17 protein-coding genes and 4 tRNA genes are annotated in these 18,241 nt (G+C 63.3%); 8 read left to right on the top strand and 13 right to left on the bottom strand.

Features of this window, described 5'->3' with window-relative positions; all coding sequences use genetic code 11:
- Positions 1–97 precede the first annotated feature (97 nt).
- The 11 genes from nusG to AC3A6F_RS20325 form a co-directional block, all read right to left on the bottom strand.
- The gene (gene nusG, locus AC3A6F_RS20375) at positions 98–730 is read right to left on the bottom strand and encodes a transcription termination/antitermination protein NusG (RefSeq protein ID WP_147936280.1); all 633 of its coding nucleotides are present in this window, start codon (positions 728–730) and stop codon (positions 98–100) included.
- 1 nt (position 731) lies between these two features.
- Positions 732–1,118 (bottom strand): preprotein translocase subunit SecE, encoded by a 387-nt coding sequence (secE, locus tag AC3A6F_RS20370; RefSeq protein WP_005663637.1) that lies wholly within the window; start codon positions 1,116–1,118, stop codon positions 732–734.
- Positions 1,119–1,154: 36 nt separating this feature from the next.
- Positions 1,155–1,230, bottom strand: a tRNA-Trp gene (locus AC3A6F_RS20365).
- Between the two features lie 117 nt (positions 1,231–1,347).
- The gene (tuf, locus tag AC3A6F_RS20360) at positions 1,348–2,538 is read right to left on the bottom strand and encodes an elongation factor Tu (protein WP_487684141.1); all 1,191 of its coding nucleotides are present in this window, start codon (positions 2,536–2,538) and stop codon (positions 1,348–1,350) included.
- Between the two features lie 86 nt (positions 2,539–2,624).
- Positions 2,625–2,699 (bottom strand) — tRNA-Thr (locus AC3A6F_RS20355).
- A 33-nt stretch (positions 2,700–2,732) separates the two neighbouring features.
- Positions 2,733–2,806: transfer RNA gene (locus tag AC3A6F_RS20350), tRNA-Gly, on the bottom strand.
- 37 nt (positions 2,807–2,843) lie between these two features.
- Positions 2,844–2,928: transfer RNA gene (locus tag AC3A6F_RS20345), tRNA-Tyr, on the bottom strand.
- A gap of 338 nt (positions 2,929–3,266) precedes the next feature.
- Positions 3,267–4,811: an HDOD domain-containing protein gene (locus AC3A6F_RS20340; RefSeq protein WP_487684138.1), complete on the bottom strand. Its 1,545-nt coding sequence runs from the start codon at positions 4,809–4,811 to the stop codon at positions 3,267–3,269.
- Positions 4,812–4,825: 14 nt separating this feature from the next.
- Positions 4,826–6,472 (bottom strand): response regulator, encoded by a 1,647-nt coding sequence (locus tag AC3A6F_RS20335; protein ID WP_487684135.1) that lies wholly within the window; start codon positions 6,470–6,472, stop codon positions 4,826–4,828.
- 153 nt (positions 6,473–6,625) lie between these two features.
- Entirely contained in the window at positions 6,626–7,585 is a 960-nt protein-coding gene (locus tag AC3A6F_RS20330) for a J domain-containing protein (protein WP_487684133.1), read from the bottom strand.
- Positions 7,586–7,717: 132 nt separating this feature from the next.
- Positions 7,718–8,866, bottom strand: coding sequence for a class I SAM-dependent methyltransferase (locus AC3A6F_RS20325; protein WP_487684130.1), 1,149 nt, complete (start codon positions 8,864–8,866; stop codon positions 7,718–7,720).
- A 57-nt stretch (positions 8,867–8,923) separates the two neighbouring features.
- On the opposite strand from AC3A6F_RS20325, the gene AC3A6F_RS20320 reads away from it, so the two are divergent.
- From AC3A6F_RS20320 to AC3A6F_RS20290, 7 genes are all read left to right on the top strand, one after another.
- Entirely contained in the window at positions 8,924–9,721 is a 798-nt protein-coding gene (locus tag AC3A6F_RS20320) for an SDR family oxidoreductase (protein ID WP_487684127.1), read from the top strand.
- 9 nt (positions 9,722–9,730) lie between these two features.
- Positions 9,731–10,129: a dihydroneopterin aldolase gene (locus AC3A6F_RS20315; RefSeq protein WP_147935116.1), complete on the top strand. Its 399-nt coding sequence runs from the start codon at positions 9,731–9,733 to the stop codon at positions 10,127–10,129.
- Positions 10,126–11,073 (top strand): tRNA 2-thiocytidine(32) synthetase TtcA, encoded by a 948-nt coding sequence (ttcA, locus tag AC3A6F_RS20310; protein ID WP_487684124.1) that lies wholly within the window; start codon positions 10,126–10,128, stop codon positions 11,071–11,073. The genes AC3A6F_RS20315 and ttcA overlap by 4 nt, the downstream gene beginning before the upstream one ends.
- A gap of 79 nt (positions 11,074–11,152) precedes the next feature.
- A complete protein-coding gene (locus tag AC3A6F_RS20305; RefSeq protein ID WP_487684122.1) occupies positions 11,153–11,854 on the top strand; it encodes a 2'-5' RNA ligase family protein in 702 nt (233 codons plus the stop codon).
- Positions 11,855–11,983: 129 nt separating this feature from the next.
- On the top strand, positions 11,984–13,195 hold the full coding sequence (locus tag AC3A6F_RS20300; RefSeq protein ID WP_487684119.1) for an acetyltransferase domain-containing protein: 1,212 nt from the start codon (positions 11,984–11,986) through the stop codon (positions 13,193–13,195).
- A gap of 79 nt (positions 13,196–13,274) precedes the next feature.
- Positions 13,275–13,808 (top strand): SixA phosphatase family protein, encoded by a 534-nt coding sequence (locus AC3A6F_RS20295; protein ID WP_487684116.1) that lies wholly within the window; start codon positions 13,275–13,277, stop codon positions 13,806–13,808.
- A gap of 138 nt (positions 13,809–13,946) precedes the next feature.
- On the top strand, positions 13,947–15,161 hold the full coding sequence (locus AC3A6F_RS20290) for a helix-turn-helix transcriptional regulator (protein WP_487684113.1): 1,215 nt from the start codon (positions 13,947–13,949) through the stop codon (positions 15,159–15,161).
- A gap of 106 nt (positions 15,162–15,267) precedes the next feature.
- Here AC3A6F_RS20290 and AC3A6F_RS20285 read toward each other — a convergent pair whose 3' ends face one another.
- Complete coding sequence (locus AC3A6F_RS20285; protein ID WP_487684111.1) at positions 15,268–16,125, bottom strand: transposase; 858 nt, start codon at positions 16,123–16,125, stop codon at positions 15,268–15,270.
- 126 nt (positions 16,126–16,251) lie between these two features.
- On the opposite strand from AC3A6F_RS20285, the gene AC3A6F_RS20280 reads away from it, so the two are divergent.
- Positions 16,252–16,383 (top strand): hypothetical protein, encoded by a 132-nt coding sequence (locus AC3A6F_RS20280; RefSeq protein ID WP_487684108.1) that lies wholly within the window; start codon positions 16,252–16,254, stop codon positions 16,381–16,383.
- Between the two features lie 14 nt (positions 16,384–16,397).
- Here AC3A6F_RS20280 and AC3A6F_RS20275 read toward each other — a convergent pair whose 3' ends face one another.
- Entirely contained in the window at positions 16,398–18,167 is a 1,770-nt protein-coding gene (locus AC3A6F_RS20275; RefSeq protein WP_487684105.1) for a M14 family metallopeptidase, read from the bottom strand.
- Positions 18,168–18,241 lie beyond the last annotated feature (74 nt).

The raw sequence follows: 18,241 nt of genomic DNA, 5'->3' as shown, positions 1-18,241 counted from the left end.
TTGACTTGAGTAGTAGCGCCCCACCACGACTACTCGTCTCGGCGGGGCTCCTCTTACCGGATTCCGCCTAGCTGCTGCGACGTCCCGATTATGACGTTTAGACTTTTTCGACTTGCCCGAACTCCAGTTCCACCGGAGTTGCGCGGCCGAAGATGGTGACTGAGACACGCACCTTCGATTTTTCGTAGTTCACTTCCTCGACGTTGCCGTTGAAGTCGGTGAACGGGCCCTCTTTGATCCGGACCTGCTCGCCCACTTCGTACAGCACTTTCGGACGAGGTTTTTCGACGCCCTCTTGCACTTGCTGCATGATCTTGTCGATCTCGCGTGCTGGGATCGGGGTCGGCTTGTTCGATTTGCCGCCGATGAAACCGGTGACCTTGCTGGTGTTCTTCACCAGGTGCCAGGTTTCGTCGGTCATTTCCATCTCAACCAGCACGTAGCCCGGGAAGAAGCGGCGCTCGGAAACGGCTTTGGTGCCGTTGCGCATCTCGACGACTTCCTCGGTCGGCACCAGGATCTGGCCGAACTGTTCTTGCATGCCAGCGCGTTCGACACGCTCGGTCAATGCGCGCATCACGCTCTTTTCCATGCCCGAATAGACATGGACGACGTACCAGCGCTTATTGCTGACCGGGACGCTCACTGGAGCGGCAGCCGGCTGTTCACCAGCGTCAGAGGCCGGGACATCGCCCGGCACTGGTGCATTTTCTTGCACGTTATCGCTCATGTTATTTCCAACCCAGGACAAAGTCGTACAACAGGAGCTCGAGAAGCTTATCCGTGCCCCACAGGAAAATCGCCATCACGACCACGAAGGCGAACACGATGCCGGTGATCTGCATGGCTTCGCGGCGGGTAGGCCAGACAACCTTCTTGGTCTCGCGCACCGACTCCTTGGCAAAGCTCAGGAAATCGCGGCCAGTGGTGGAAGTCCACAAAAGCAGGACAGCAAAAACTAAACCAGCCACGAGGGCGCCTGCGGCGACCAAGGCTGGTTTGTTCTGGCCAGTCAGGTAAAAGAACCCGACGACGCCCGCAATCGCTGCAACCACCGCCAGCGCGACCTTGAACTTGTCATTCGAGGTGCTGACAGTTTGCACGGATTGATTAGACATTCTTCTTTACTTTCGGTGCTGCGCACCAGAATTCGGTGGCAGGGGCGGAGGGAATCGAACCCGCGACCTTCGGTTTTGGAGACCGACGCTCTGCCAATTGAGCTACACCCCTACGAAGACTTTACTGCTGAATCCAGCATTATACAGCAAGCGCGCGCTCACTGGCAATGCTGTTCGAGGGAAACAGGCCGGTTTCGCAACCCTGCCTGCTTCCCCCTACCTTGGCTGATTAGGCCAGGATCTTGGCAACCACGCCGGCGCCGACGGTACGGCCACCTTCGCGGATTGCGAAGCGCAGACCTTCTTCCATCGCGATCGGAGCGATCAGCTTGACGGTGATCGAGACGTTGTCGCCTGGCATGACCATTTCTTTGTCTGCTGGCAGTTCGATCGAACCGGTCACGTCAGTCGTACGGAAGTAGAACTGAGGACGATAGTTGTTGAAGAACGGGGTGTGACGGCCGCCTTCGTCTTTCGACAGGACGTAGATCTCACCGGTGAAGTGGTTGTGCGGCTTGATCGAGCCTGGCTTTGCCAGAACTTGACCACGTTGCACGTCTTCACGCTTGGTGCCGCGCAGCAGCAGGCCGACGTTGTCGCCAGCTTGACCCTGGTCCAGCAGCTTACGGAACATTTCCACGCCGGTGCAGGTGGTTTTAACGGTGTCGACGATACCGATGATTTCGATCTCTTCGCCGACTTTGACAACGCCGCGCTCGACACGGCCGGTCACCACGGTGCCGCGACCCGAGATCGAGAACACGTCTTCCACTGGCATCAGGAAGGCGCCGTCAACAGCGCGCTCTGGCGTTGGGATGTAGGTGTCCAGGGCTTCAGCCAGACGGGTGATGCACTCTTCGCCCATTTCGCCTGGTTTGCCTTCGAGGGCCATACGTGCCGAACCCTTGATGATTGGCACGTCGTCGCCTGGGAACTCGTATTTCGACAGGAGCTCGCGGACTTCCATTTCGACCAGTTCCAGCAGTTCTGCGTCGTCGACCAGGTCGCACTTGTTCAGGAACACGATGATGTATGGAACGCCAACCTGACGCGCCAGCAGGATGTGCTCGCGGGTCTGTGGCATTGGGCCGTCAGCGGCCGAGCACACCAGGATCGCGCCGTCCATCTGCGCGGCACCGGTAATCATGTTCTTGATGTAGTCGGCGTGGCCTGGGCAGTCAACGTGCGCGTAGTGACGGTTTTCGGTCTCGTACTCGACGTGTGCGGTGTTGATGGTGATGCCGCGTGCTTTTTCTTCTGGTGCCGCGTCGATCTGGTCGTAGGCCTTGGCTTCGCCGCCGAATTTCTTCGACAGGACGGTAGCGATTGCAGCCGTCAGGGTGGTTTTACCGTGGTCAACGTGACCGATGGTGCCGACGTTGACGTGCGGCTTGGTCCGTTCGAATTTACCTTTTGCCATTTCAGACTCCTAAGATCTAACGATATATTTGGGGATTACCAGGCACACCTGACGGACGAGTGCAACGCGACTGCCGTACGAAATTCTGGTGCCCTTGACGTGGATTGAACACGTGGCCTCTCCCTTACCAAGGGAGTGCTCTACCACTGAGCTACAAGGGCTGATATTTGCGATGTAGAAACCACCGCACTAACTGGAGCGGGTGAAGGGAATCGAACCCTCGTCGTAAGCTTGGAAGGCTTCTGCTCTACCATTGAGCTACACCCGCGAGGTACAACTTCTATCCGACTTCACGATCTTCTTTTTGGTGGTGGGGGCTGGATTCGAACCAGCGTACTCAGAGAGGGCAGATTTACAGTCTGCTGCCTTTAACCACTCGGCCACCCCACCGCGAAGAACCGCAGAGTATGAAGCAAGCTCAACGTACTGTCAATCAGACTGCGGTAGAAACTTTTTCTACTTCGCCTGACAGCGTTGCTTCGGGGCGTGATTGTAACGGTCGGACTGTAAAGCTGCAAGGGTGATTTTGCCAAGTGCGAAAAAATCTTTATGAACATACTTGGAATTGTTCTGCCCGCACGTTTGCACAATCAAACCACGTCGTTCCCGCGGAGGCGGGAACCCGAGTCCGCCGCGCACCGATAGCGCTTCTGTCCGCCGCAACAATACGCATCAAAACTTGGGTTCCCGCCTTCGCGGGAACGACGGTCTTGGGGCAAACGGGGAGATCAGGGCTGGGGGTTGTTCGCGCCCTGCGGCGCCAGCGCCGCCAGCACTTGCGCCTTGAGCGCCTTGATCAGCGCCGTCTCGTCCTGCGCCACACCCTCGGGCGCGGTGAAGATGCGGTCGGCGTAGATCAGGCCCAGGCGGGCCTTGCCGACCACCAGCGGCAACACGATGAAACTCTCGGCGTCCGGCAGCAGGGTCTTGTACCAGGCTGGCAGCAGGTCGCGGATCTTGGGGCTGAAGGCGTCCGCGATCATCATGTCGGCATCGTTTTCCAGGGCGAGATGGAACACGTCGCGCGTAAAGGCGCAGGGGAAAACGAAGCCGTCCTGCAGGTCGACGCTGCCCTCGCCCAGCGACACCCGGGCGCGGAACTGTTTTGTGCGCACATCGCGCAGGCACACGGTGGCGAAGCGGAAGCCCAGCGCGCCATACAGCGTCTCGAGGACGGCCATGATCACGTCGTTGGCGCCGGCGCCGGACCCGCCCAGCAGGGTCACATCCTGCACGCCCGCCAGCAGCAGGTCGCGCGCATTCTTCGGCTTGCCGCTGGGGTGGAACTCGCCTTCGTCGTCCTCGCCCGTGTCCAGGGTGGCCAGCGCCAGCACGTTCGGCAGGCTGCTGGCGGCCTTCGGATCGTGCTTCGGCGCGCGCTCCAGGTTCATGCTCTGCAGCATGCCGTTCATGCCTTCCTGCACCTCGTCGTACAGCGCCACCATGGCCGGGTGGTCGACGCCCAGCGCCGCGCCATAGCGCTGTATCAGCTCCTGGGTCTCGGTAGCCGCGGCCGGATCGTGGTGGCGGCCCATCAGGCGCGCCACGTCGCGGCTGAAGGCGGCCACCTGCCGCATCCATTGGTCGCGCTCGGGCGCGGCCTCGAGCGGGCCCGGCGGCAGCGCCGCCTGGGCCTGCACGATCAGGCCCGGCATCTGCCATTCGCGCAAGATCGCCTCTGACAGGGTCTCGAAACTGCAGCCCAGGATCAGTTGCGCAGCCTGGCTAGAGGTGTGCTTGCCGGCAGCCGCGATCGCGGCGATTTCGCGGTAGCGCTCCGGCTCGTGGCTGGCCAGCAGCAGCGGGCCCAGGTTCTTGAACAGCGCGCAGATCGCCGCTTCCTCGGCGCCGGGGATGGGGCTGTGGCGCGCCAGCTCGCGGCCGACCAGGCTGGCGCACAAGGCGGCTTCGAGTTCCACCCGCACGCCATGCTCGGCAGTGTCGAGCGCATCGACCAGCAGCATCGCCAGTGCGGCCGCGCGCACATTGTCGAAGCCGAGCAGGGAAATGGCGCGCGAGATCGTCGTCACCGGCGTGCCGGACAGGGTGCGGTACTGGACCGTGTTGGACAGGCGCAGGATGCGCTGGGTCAGAGCGACGTCGGACACCACGTAATACGCGAGGTCGGCCGTGCCCAGGTCGTCGCTATAGCCCATGCCGATCACGTGCATGATGGCGCCGCCCAGGGTGAACATGCGTTCGGTGCCGCTGAGCTTGCGCATCAGGGCGGGTCGCACGCGGCGCGGGGCGCCGTCCTGGAGAATGTCGGTCATGACGCCCTATCCGCTTAGCCGGCCTTGCGCAGCGGCGCGGCCGCGTGCGGGGCCTGCTTGTACTGCTTCAGCACCTGCTGGTGCAGCGCCGCCAGCGCCGGCAGCTTGGGATTGAGCGGGTCGAGCTTGCGCACATTGCCGATCAGCCCCGGCACCTGCGCGCCAAGGCGGTTGTCCCAGCCCTCGTGCTCGAGGCAGCGCAGCACCGCCAGCGCGGCATTGAAGGCCACCGCCGGATTGCTCGGCAACTTGGTTGCCGCTTCCAGCATCAGCCGCACCGCGCCCTCGTAGTCGCCGTTCTTGGCGCGCGCGGCGCCGCCGGCGACCAGGTCGACCACCTGCTGGCGGCTCTGCTGCGCCAGCGTCTGCGCCAGCTCGCCCTTGCCGGCCTGCTCCAGCACGCCCATGGCGCGCGTGACCATGGCGTCGCTCGAAGCATTGCTCATCACCTCGCGCACGATCTCGGAAGCGCCTTCTTCACGGCCATTGTCGATGCAGGTGCGCGCCAGCTCAAGCTTGAGGTCGGCCGACAGATTGGGCGCATCCTTGTTTGACGCCAGGGCCGTGCCCAGCGCTTCGCCCAGGCGCTGCTCGTTGCCGGTGTACTCGTGCACCAGCGCCGAGGCGATCGCGCTGCACAGCTGGGTATTGGCGCGCCCGCCCATCGAGCGGTCGAGGTCGCGCACCACGGCGGCGGCCCCGACGGGATCGCCCTTGTGCACCAGCGCGCGCACCAGCTTGACGTGGTCTTCGGGGTCGCGGAATTCGGAATATTTGGCCTTGCTCACCACCTGGCGCAGGGCTTTTTCGGCGGTGTCGATGTCGCCCGCCTCGAAGGCGGTGTCGGCCAGGGTGCGCAGGCGCCGCACGGCATGCGGCGACACCGCTACCGCGTCGCTCAGCACCGTCTGCGATTTCTGCAATTCGCCGACCGCGGCGTGGGTGCGCGCCAGCCAGTCGTAGGCATCGACGAAGTTGCGGTTGGTGTCGACCAGGTCTTCCAGGATGTCGCGCGCCTCGGTGAATTGCTTGCGCACGAACAGGGTCTTGGCCAGGCCGAGCCGGGCCCAGGCGATCGCCTTGATCTCGACCAGGTGGCGGTAGATCGGCTCGGCCTGGTCGGCCTGGCCCAGGAACATGTGCAGCTCGGCGCGCAGGCGCAGGAAGTCGACCGCGTAGCGCGCGTGCAGGCGCTGGCCTTCGATGCAGGCGGCGATCGCCTCCTCCTGGTCGCCGGCCTCCATCAGGTTGTACACCGGCAGGAAGGCATTGCGCTTGTCGAGGGCGCGCCCGATGCGCTCGAGCAGGCGGTCGGCCGTGAACGGCTTGAGGATGTAGTCGGTCGGCGCGAGCTCGGCGGCGCTGACCACCTTGCTGTGGTTGCCTTCGGCCGTGACCATGAAGAACATGGTCGCCAGCTGCATCAGCTTGTGGTGACGCAGGTCTTCCAGCAATTGCTGGCCATCCTGGCCGCCTTCCAGGTCGTATTCGCACAGGATCATGTCGAACTGGCGCAGGCCCAGGTGTTTCACGGCCTGGTTGGAGGTGCTGGCGTGCTCGATCCGGGTCAGGCCGCACAGCGTGAGCATGCTGTGGATGCTGGCCCGCATCCCCGCGTGGGGCTCGATGATCAGGGCCGTCAGGCCTTCCAGTTCGTTCATATTGGTCCGTATGAGCCTGCGTTGGGCATGGCGCCGCGGCTGCATGGGCGCGCGGCATCTGGCCAGTATATTACGGCGCGGAACGAAAATAATGAAATCGGGTAAGGTCCTGACACGAGAAAGTGTCAGTACGCCGAAAAAACGACAGCCTGCTTATTGAATATCGGCCGCGGCCTGGCGCAGGGCCGTATGGCGGCTATCGCACTCGGACTTGCTGGCGCCGTCGACCACGTTCTGGTAACGCACCTCGTACTTGCCGGCGGCCAGCTTGTCGAAAGTAAAATTCGAGCGCTGCTGCACGAAGGCGTGCCTGACGTTGGCGCGGCGGTCGAGGTCGTACAGCTTGACGAAGACCGGCGCCGCGTTGGCGCTGTTGTCGATCACGACCTGCATCTCTCCCCCTTCGTTGCCAACCGGGTAGCCGGGCACATACGAAGACTCGAGCGGCCACGGATCGCCGCTGGGCGAGGCCAGGGTCTGCAGGTCGGTGCTGCAGTCGGGGGCGCGGGCCGGCACCGCCAGCTGGGTGACGGCGAGCGCGCGCACCGCGGGCGGCGGGCCCTTGGCGCCGTCCGGACCGATGCGGCGGGCCCAGTCGTCACGGCTGGCGTCGACGCCCAGTGCGTCGGGACGGCCGGTCTTGACGGGGTCCTGGGCGATGCCGCCCCAGGCCAGCGCGCTGGGGATGATGTCAGGCTGTTGTTCGATCGTTAGCACGGCGGCGACGGCGCCGGCCACGAAGCAACTGGACATGCCCAGCCACCAGCGCGCATCGCGCCACAGGCGCTTGCGGCGCGGCTTGGGCGGCGGCTGCGCATCCCATTGTTCGCCATTCTTGCGCGGCTGGCCTTCCTTGGCGTTCGAGCTTTCCAGCCACTCGACTTCCCATTCCTCAGCCGCGATCCATTCGTCGTGTTCCTTGCGGCGGACGGGATCGGACAGGACGTTGTAGGCGGTATTGACGACCGCCATGATGCGGGCAGACTTTTCGTCGCCCGGATTCTTGTCGGGGTGGTATTTCTGGCTCAGGGCCTTGTAGGAAGCACGAATGACTTCCTGGGGCGCATGACGCGACACCTTCAGGTTGTCATAATGTGTGTGAATCTTGGCCATGATCTGTCAAGTCTACCCGCTTCTACCCTGCGCGTTCTGTCTGTCCTCGGCCGAAGCCCGTCATGTGACGAGACGCGGGAATATCTCACAGCTTAGCCGGATTTGTGTCCGCTGTGCAAGATATCATAAAGTCTACAAGCGATGGCTGCGGTCCGCATGCACGATTGCATCTGGCAATTCTACGTCCTGTCCGACCACCAGGACCTTGAACAATTCGCCCATTTCAGCAGGAGAAACCAGCTTTTGCACGGCCCGCGACTGCGGCAGGAAATGCCTGGCGTCCTCGGGGTCGTTTTCCAGCAACAGTTCGCCGATCCCGGCGCCGAGCAGGAAGGCAGCCTGGCTCATATAGGCCAGCACCGGCAGGCCGGCATCCTGCGACGCCAGCGCCATCGCCGTGAAATCGACGTGGGCCGTGATGTCTTGCAGGCCGGGCAAATAAAAGGGATCCGGGTGCGCATGGTGGCGGTAATGACACATCAAGGTGCCGCCGATGCGCTGGTCGAGGTAATACTCGTGGGCCGGGAAGCCATAGTCGAACAGGATCGCGGCGCCGCGGCCGCCCGCGAACATCGTCGCCAGCGAGCGCATGAAGCCGGCGCCGACTGGGTGCAGCTCGGTGACATAGCCCTCGATCATTTGTTCATGGTCGGGCACCTGGCGCGCCAGCTGGTCGGCCAGTTCATCGCCCAGCGGCGCCTGGACGAAGGCAAAGGCGCCGTCCTCGACCGTGACCATTTGCCGGCGCCAGCCGTCGCCGGTGCGGATCACCAGCTCGACCGGCATGGCGTCGAGCACCTCGTTGGCCAGCACCACGCCGCTGAAGCGGTCCGGCATGGCGTCCAGCCAGCGCATCTGCGGCAGGTCGGCCAGGTTGGCCTGCTGGCGCGCGCGCAATTCGCCGGACAGTTCGATGATGGTATAGGAGCGCACTTCGATGCCCTGCTTGGCCAATTCAGCCAGGACGTCGCGCGCCAGGCGGCCGGTGCCGGCGCCGAACTCGATGATGTCGGGCGCGCTTTGGGCGATAATAGCGGCTGCCACGCGCGCCACGGCCGCCCCGAACAGCGGCGTCATCTCGGGCGCGGTGGTGAAATCGCCGCTCGCGCCGAGCTTGGCTGCGCCGCCGCTGTAATACCCGAGCCTGGGCGCGTACAGCGCCAGTTCCATGAAACGAGAGAATGCGATCGCGCCGCCGTGCCGTTCGATGTCGGCGGCGATCAGCTGTTGCAGGGAATGGGACGCGGCCAGGGCGTCGATATCGGGTGCGGGCAGGGACATGCCGGCATTGTAGCCAGAATAGCTTTTATCAACAATTTGCAGCCTTCAACGATTTCAATGACGGATAGCCCTTCGATTTCCCTGCCCCGGGTCGCGCTCGTGACCGGCGCCGGCCGCCGTCTGGGCCGCGCGATCGCGCTCGGCCTGGCCCAGGCTGGCTGGGACCTCGCCCTGCACTACCGCCATTCCGAAAGTGACGCGATCGCGACCCGCGACGCCATCCTGGCGCTCGGCCGGCGCGCCGCGCTGCTGCAATGCGACCTGGCCGACGAGGCCGCGGTGCGCCAGCTGGTCGGCCAGGCCAGCGCTGCGCTGGGGCCGCTGTCTTGCATCGTCAACAACGCTTCGTTGTTTGAATACGACAGCGCCACCGCCTTCTCCTGGGAGCTGCTCAACACCCATATGCAGGCGAACGTGGCCGCGCCGGTGCTGCTGGCGCAGGAACTGCATGCCGCCACCCCGGATGGGCGGCAGGCCGTCGTGATCAACTTGCTGGACCAGAAACTGTACAATCTCAACCCGGATTTTCTGTCGTACACATTGTCGAAGGCGGCCCTGCACACGGCGACCACGATGCTGGCGCAGGCGCTGGCGCCGAAGGTGCGCGTGGTCGGCGTCGCCCCCGGCATCACGATGGTGTCGGGCGACCAGAGCGAGCAAGGCTTCGCCGCGGCGCACCAGATGACGCCGCTGCAGCGCTCCTCGACCCCGCAGGACATCGCCGACGCCGTGGTCTACGCCGCAACGGCCCGCGCGCTGACCGGCACCACCCTGCTGGTCGATGGCGGCCAGCACCTGATGCCCTCGCAGCGCGACGTGATGTTCCTGACCGAACCAAATAACTCCACCAAATAAGGCTATCCCATGTTGTCCGCCCTGTCCCACCCGAGCTTGCGCGATTGCCGCCGGCTGTTCCTGCGCAATTACGAAGTGATGATCAATATCGGCGTGCACGATTTCGAGAAGAAGGGCGAGCAGCGTGTCCTGATCAATGTCGAGCTGTACATTCCGCTGGAGCTGTCGACGCCGAAGGCCGACCAGCTGGCAGAAGTAGTCGACTACGATTTCATGCGCGAGACCATTGCCCGCCGCATCGCCAAAGGCCACATCCACCTGCAGGAAACGCTGTGCGACGACGTGGTGGCCGCCATGCTGACCCACCCGCGCGTGCGCGCCGCCGGCGTGTCGACCATGAAGCCGGACGTCTATCCGGATTGCGAAGGCGTCGGCGTCGAAGTATTCAGGATCAAGGAAGCAGCATGAACGAGACGGTGATTGAACGCGTCGTCGAAGACGACTTCCCGACCGCCGAGGGCGGCATCGACGCGAAGAAGCAGGAGAAGATCGCGCGCGAGGACAACAAGCTGCACAAGCGCCTGTGCCGCCTGGTGGGCCAGGCGATCGGCGACTTCAATATGATCGAGGACGGCGACAAGGTAATGGTCTGCCTGTCGGGCGGCAAGGACAGCTACGCCCTGCTCGACATCCTGCTCACCCTGCGCGAGCGCGCGCCGATCCACTTCGACATCGTCGCGGTCAACCTCGACCAGAAGCAACCGAATTTCCCGGCCCATATTCTCCCGGCCTACCTGGACAAGCTCGGCGTGCCCTATCACATCGAAAACCAGGACACCTACAGCATCGTCAAGCGCCTGGTCCCGGAAGGCAAGACCACCTGCTCGCTGTGCTCGCGCCTGCGGCGCGGCATCCTGTACCGCGTGGCCGACGAACTCGGCTGCAACAAGATCGCCCTGGGCCACCACCGCGACGACATCCTCGAGACCTTCTTCCTGAACATGTTCTTCGGCGGGAAGCTGAAGGGCATGCCAGCCAAGCTGGTGTCGGATGACGGCAAGCACATGGTGATCCGTCCGATGGCCTATGTGAAGGAAGCCGACACCGAGCGCTATGCCGAAGTGAAAGGCTTCCCGATCATCCCGTGCGACCTGTGCGGCTCGCAGGAAAACCTGCAGCGCAAGCAGATCAAGAACATGCTGCGCGAATGGGAAAAGAAGCATCCGGGCCGGGTCGAGAATATCTTCTCGTCGCTGTCGACCGTGGTGCCGTCGCATTTGCAAGACCGCGACCTGTTCGACTTCGTCGGCCTGAAGACCGATGGCGTGCCCAATCCGCTGGGGGATATCGCCTTCGACGAGGAACCATGTTCGACGCCGGCGACGAACACGATTTCGTTGACGCAGCTCTGACGGCTGCGCATGGATGAAAGCAGAGGCCGGGCCTCTGCTTTTTTTTCGCCCCGTTTTTTTGTACCGATTGTGCGAAGCGATGACCGACAGCTCTGGCAACCTGCAGGAACATTACGACACGATGTGGGAACACGCCTTCGGCGCGATCGCGCGTGGGGAGGTCGACTGCGACACGCGTCTTGCGGCCGGTCCCGACCCGCGTCGCGGCATCAGCCTGATCGCGCGTCCCTGCCCATCGCTGCAAGCATGCTTCGACGGCCTGCTGGACCGCCTGAAGGGCGCCGAACCGCGGCAGTATCGCTACCCGGCAGCCGATATGCACATGACGATCCTGTCGCTGCTGACCGCCGGCGCCGGAGTCGCCGTCCACCCGGCGCTGGTGGATGACTACCGCGCTGCAGCCCAGGCCGCGGTGGACGGCATCGAGCCGATCGAGATCGACTTCGACGGCATCGCGTTGTCGCGCGGCGCGGTGATGGCGCGCGGTGTTCCGCGCGGACCATCGCTGGAAGTCTTGCGCGAGCGCCTGAGGACAGCACTGCGCGAGCGTGGCCTCGACGGTGCGCTCGACCGACGCTATCGCCTGGTGACCGCGCATATGACGCTGTTTCGTTTTACCGAACCGTTGCGGGATGCGGCGCGGTTTGCCGCCCTGCTCGACGAGAGGCGCGACAAGCCGCTGGGCATCATGCGCATCGAGCAGGCCGAACTGGTGGTCAATGACTGGTATATGTCCAGCCAGTCGCTGGTGCGGGTGGCTGCCTTGCCGCTGCGCGCATGACATCGGACTGCAAGACCGCAGACCGGCAATAGCGGTAATCCTCAGGCCCAGCCATTAACGATAATGGAGTATCATTATCATCGATAATGATCAGGCGACGTGCATGCGCGGACGTCAAAGCGAATTCCGATGAAACAAGCCACCCCTTACGTATTTGACCAACCGGTATCCATCACCCCGGTAGAGCAGGCCGCCGTCAATCGGCGTCGCCTGCAGAGCCTGGACGCGGTTCGCGGCTTCGTGATGGTCATCATGTTGCTCGACCATATTCGAGAAAACTGGTACCTGTACATGAACGTGCCGGACCCGGTGAATCCGGCGACCGTGGAACCGGTCATGTTTTTCCTGCGTATCGTCACCAATTTGTGCGCCCCGGTCTTTGTCGCCCTGACCGGACTGGGCGCCTACCTGTATGGCCAGAATCACACGCGGGCCGAGACCGCCGCCTACCTGGTCAAGCGCGGCCTGCTCCTGATGGCGATCGACGTCACCCTGCTCACCTTCGCCTGGACGGTCAAGCTGCCGATGACGTTCTGGCTCCAGGTGATCTGGGCGATCGGCGCGTGCATGATTGCGCTGGCCGCCCTGATCTACCTGCCGAAGAAACTGCTGCTCGCGCTCGGCCTCTTGATCGTGGCCGGGCATAATCTGCTCGACGGCATTCGCCTGGCACCGGATGAGCCCGGGTTTGTGGCGTGGGCGCTGCTGCACCAGCGCGACATGATCGCGTTGCCGTTCGGCGCGTTTGCCAGGACCTCGTATCCGGTGCTGCCGTGGATCGGCGTGATCGTGCTCGGCTACCTGCTCGGCAGCTGGTACGAACGCGACAAGAGCAGCGCCGCAGACAGCGACCGGCGTGTACGGCGCCTGCTAGCGCTGGGAGTCGGCATGCTGGCGGCATTCGTCGTGCTGCGCGCGCTGAACGTATATGGCGACAAGCCGTGGGTGGCGGGCGACTCCGCGCTGCACACGATGATGGGCTTCATCGCGCTGACAAAGTATCCGCCGTCACTTCTATTCCTGCTGCAAACGCTGGGCGTGGGCGTGATCCTGCTGGCCTTGTTCGAACGCTGGGAAGGCCATCCATGGCTGAACGCGCTGGCGGTATTCGGTGGCGCGCCGATGTTCTTCTACATCCTGCACATCTACGTGCTGCGCGCGCTGTACCACGTCGCCTTCATGATCTGGGGACCGACCCACGGCGTGAGCTTTGGGCTGGATAACGTCAACTGGCTCTGGCTATGGTACGCGGTGCTGCTGCCGGTGCTGTATGTGCCGACCGCATGGTATTCGCGCCTGAAGGCGCGCCGGCGCGACATCGCCTGGCTCAAGTATTTCTAGAATGCTGCGGTGCACGCCCGGGGTGTAGGGTGTCAGGATCGTGCTAGGCTTGTCCTGAATTGACTCACCAAGGAACGGCATGCACTTGCCCTCGATCCAGCCTGCGCGCCTGCTACGCAATCTATCGTTTGCCCTCGCCATGCTCGTGCCGGGCATGGCCTTCGCCGAACCCAGCGCGATCTACCTGGTCCGCCATGGCGAAAAGGCCAGCACCGGCAAAGACCCGGCGCTCACGCCGCAAGGCCAGCTGCGCGCGCAGAACATCGCGACGATCCTGCACCGCACCGGCATCCAGGCCATTTTCAGCACACCGACCGCGCGCACGCTGCAGACGGCGCAGCCACTGGCCAGGCAGCTGGGATTGCAGGTCGAGCAATACGAGCCGGTCACGCCGAAAGCGCTGGTCGACAAGGTGAAGGCGCTGCGCGGTCCGGTGCTGGTGGTCGGTCACTCGAACACGCTGCCGGAACTGGTGCGCCTGTTCGGCGGCGAGCCCGGCCTCGATATCGCGGACGACGAATACGACCGCCTCTACCAGCTCACCCCTGACATCGGCGGCGCGGTCAGGACGGTCGTCCTGAGCTCGCTGCCTACGTCCGCGGGCACGCCCTGAGCGGCAACTGCGGCGTTCTGACAACAGCGGGTGTCTTACATTTTCCACAATTAATGATTGTATAAAAATTGTATCGACCAAGAGTCGAATGCCCGATAGCATTGGTATTTATGCAAAACAAATATCGGGAGAGGAATTGTGGATCTGTCGCAGGCGCGCTTCGACCGTATCGTCAATCTCATCTACGACACGCTGGACAACCGGGGCGCCTGGCGCCGCATGCTCGACAGCCTGCATGAGTCGATCGGCGGGCGCGCCGTCCATATGCTGGCCTTCGACGGCGAGCGCGGCGCGCTGTCGTACAGCGACGGCGCCGCCATGGCCCCGCAAATCGACCTCGAGTACATCCAGAAATACCAGTTCATCGATCCGCGCGTGGGCCTGCTGCGCCGGCAATCCACGGGCGACTGGCTGCACTGCCATGAACACTTCGACGATGGTTTCGCCGCCACTCACCCCTTCTACCAGGAATTCCTGATCCCGCATGGGGCGCGCTATGTGTCGGCCTGCAAGCTGGTCGATACGCCGGAGGCGACCGTCATCTTCTCCTGCCTGCGCAGCAGCGGCGAAGGCCCGCTGCCACCGGACGCCCTGGTCTTCCTCGACCGCCTGCGCCCGCACATGGAGCGCGCGGTGCGCATGGGCCTGGCCCAGTTCGTGTACTCGACCCAGGCGCTGGTGGGCCATGCCCTGGTCGACAAGCTGCGCCAACCGGTGATGCTCCTGACCGCGACCGGCGATGTGGTATTGGCCAACGCTGCGGCGCGCGGCCTGCTCGCGTCCACCAGCCTGGTACACGTGGTCAATGGCAAGCTGGTGCTGCCGCAGCGCTACCGCACGTCCTTCCTGATGCAGTGCGGCGAGCTGGAAACCCGCGTGCGCAATGCCGTCGCCCAGGGCAAGCCCGACGACAAGGAGTCGCGCGCGCTGCATATGCGCAGCGAGGCCGGCGCGGGTGCGGCAGCCGATGCGCTGTATGCCTTCTTCACGATGCTGGTCCCGGAGCACACGCTCGGCAGCTTTGGCCTGCGGCCGCTGGTGATGCTGTTCTTCTACCACCCGACCTCGGTCCAGGTGATCGATTCGGCCCTGCTCACCGCCGCCTTCGGCCTGTCGCACGCCGAATGCAGGGTCGCTTCGATGCTGGCCGACGGCGTGCCGCTCAAGACCATCGCCGACCTGCTCGGCGTACAGTACGACACGGTGCGGAAGCAATTGCTGTCGATCTACCAGAAGACCGCCACCAACCGCCAGCCCGAGCTGGTACGGCTGTTGATGAACGTGCCGGCGTCAACGCTGCAGCGCGCGCTCAAGGACGACGGCGGACGGCGCCTCGAGGGAGGCGCCGCCTGACAGGGAGCCCTGGGTCAGGGCCCGACGTTCGCGCGCAGCACCGGATACACGGAAACTACGGGGTCACGAAAACTACGGGGTCAGGTCTGACATTTAGACACGGCCTCTACAATGATCTGTTTTTATTCGCCTTCTCAAAGCCAGCAACTGCTCGGCTGACCGTTTTGGTCGACACACCAAACACTCGTGCTATTTCCGACATGGTGAAGGCGGTAGATGCGAACGCACGTGCCATTGCCTCGTCCCTGTTCAGGTACCGGTCCTGATAGTCAGACAATGGAAGCGCTACTGCACGTCGTTCGGATCTCTTTGTTTCTATAAGCTCTTCGGATTGCTGCAATTGCTGATGCACCGATATGAAGGTTTCATCGCCAAGGAGAATTTGATGGTTGGTAGCCTCAAATGGGCTCGGTTGTCCAAGGCCAGCAAGCACAAAATCCTGGTACGCCGCGATCGCGCTCGTCGGCGTATCACCAAACTGCTCTAGGAGCCAGTCACGCTCAAGCCAGTCGGGTGAAACGCCATCACCAATAAAATAATGGTAGCTGCTCCATCGCCATTCGTTCAGTGCCGCCACGGTGTTCGCGCGTAAAGGATTCAGAACAATATAACGAGAAACTTCTAGCAGATAACTAGTTTTCTGCACCAAGATCGCCTTATATCGGCCCTGAAACAGGTGCCCAACAACACGATGGCGTCGATTGAAATGCTGCGAGTAATGACCGTTGAGTTGGCGCATGCAACTCGGCAGGTTCGCTTCGACCGTTTCCACCAATAAGTGGTAGTGGTTGGTCATCTGGCAAAAGCTGTGAATGACGCAATGATGGCGTTCGCAAACCTTCGCAAGCACATCTAGCCAAATACGTCGATCAGCGTCATCACGAAAAATCGGTGCGCGTCGGTTTCCGCGCGACGTCACGTGGTAGAGCGCCCCAGGAAAATTGACTCTAAGTGGTCGTGTCATCCGATAACGGTACTGGATCTGCACCCACCAGCGCTGAGATCGCTCAGACTCCTAAAGGACCTTGATTACTGCTGAACTCGTGTCCAAATGTCAGACCTGACCCCGGGGTTATGTGACCCCGGGGTTATGCAAAAGACCGCCATCAACCGCCAGCCCGAGCTGGTACGGCTGTTGATGAACCTGCCGGCGTCAACGCTGCAGCGCGCGCTCAGGGACGGCGGCGGCGGCGGTCGGCGCCTCGATGGAAATGGCGCCTGACCGCAGGTAAGTCGTCAGGGAGCGACGTTCGCGCGCAGCACCGGATACAGGTTCAGGCGCTCGTCATACGACGAGTGGCGCTTGGCGAAGAATTCCAGGCGCGCTTGCGGGTTCTTGGCGAAGGCCGGATCGCTGTCCAGGCGCTCCTGGAAGGCCTTGGCCACGGCCGGATCGGCTGCCATCTGCTCGCGCGCGACCTCCTCGGCCACGTAGTCTTCCATGTATTCCTTGCGCTCGAAGGCCGTGTTGAACGTGCCCCAGGCCAGCAGCGAATCCGGCGCCTGCGGCTCCAGCATCGCCACCACCAGGCGCGCCTTTGGCTGCGCGATCGGCACGAACAGCGAACCTGGCGCGATCGAACGCTGCTCCGGCTTCCATTTGCCTTCGACGGTCAGGCGCTGGTGACCTTCGACAGAAGCGGCGGCCTGGGTTGCCTTGTCGGCGCGGAAGGTCTCGGCTTGATAGCGTTCAACCGTCTTGTCCAGGGTGCGGAACTCGACGCCGTGCTGGCGCAGCTTCTCGCCCACGATCGCGGCGTAGGCGGCAGGCACGATATAGCCGGCGCGTGGCGCGGTGATCTGGAAGTCGGCCACGATGTCCTGCCACAGCGGCACGCGCCACACTTGCGGGCGGGTTTCGTCATAGCGCGTCATCAGGGCGCCCGAGACTTCCGACGGCGTGCGGGTGTAGGCGTAGCCGTTAAAGTTGACCATCTCCTTCTTGTCGCTCGCCTTGTACGACAGCGCCACCGGCTGGTTGCCCAGCTTGGCGGCGCGCGCGTCGGCCGCGTATGCGGCCTGCTGCCATCCCTTGCCGTTCTTCGCCACCTGGTCCAGCACCGACACCACGGTGTTGCGGGTGATGCGCACGCGTACCGGGTATTCTTTCCACGAGTGGGTTTCCACCAGCATCGCCATGCGGTTGCGCAGCTGGAAGTAGCCGGTCGAGAAGCGCGGATCGGACACGCTGTCCATGAAGCCCGACATCGGATCGTCATGCTTCACGAACGACATGTAATACGACTGCGGCGTCGAGCCTTCCCTGGCGATGTCCTTGATCACATTGGTGCGCAAGGCCAGGCCGGCCTTGCGGAATTCCGGGTCGCCCGAATACACCGGCTCGACCTGGATCGAGATATCGTGCTGGAACTTGGCGCCGTTGGTCGCGTGCAGGTCGACATAGACCAGCGGATCCCAGGCGTTCACCAGCGCCAGCATGGCCTGCATCTCGGGCGCGTCGGCCTTCAGGTAGTCGCGGTTCAGGTTGTAGTTCTGGGCGGTGGTGCGCCAGCCCATCTCGACCGGGCCGCGCTGGTTCGGGCGGTTCCACTTGCCGAAGCGCTCGTGGCCGTCGACGTTGAACACCGGGACGAAGATGAACACCTGCTTGTCGAGCGCGCCCTTGGCCGCGCGGCCTTCGAGCGCTTCGCGCAGCGCCAGGAAGCCGGCGTCCTTGCCGTCGATCTCGCCGGCATGGATGCCGCCCTGCATCAGGGTCACGGGCAGGCCCGCCTGCTTCGCCGCCTGCGGAGTGAACACGCCCTTGCCGTTCACGACCAGCGCCTTCATCGGGCGGCCCTCCGGCGTGATGCCGAAATCGATGCAGCGCACCTGCTTCGGGTACGCTTCCTGGTACGCGGCGCACAGCGCGATCGTCTCGTCGTAGCGGCCGGTGGCGGTGAAGCCCGAGCGTTCCGACACAGTGCTCAGGTCAGGTGCGGCGTGGACGGGTTGGCTGAGAGGAATGGCCGACAGCATGGCCAGCAGTAACGCAGAACGGATCATCGACAAGCTCCGGCAAGGACAGAAGGAAGCCGACGATTATAGACGTGTTCTTAGCGCAACAGTTCGGCCATGGA

It is taken from the genome of Massilia sp. Soil_C_3, from assembly GCF_057657035.1.
The sequence above is the reverse complement of the archived record's forward strand: the minus strand, read 5'-3'. Positions and strand labels throughout refer to the sequence as shown.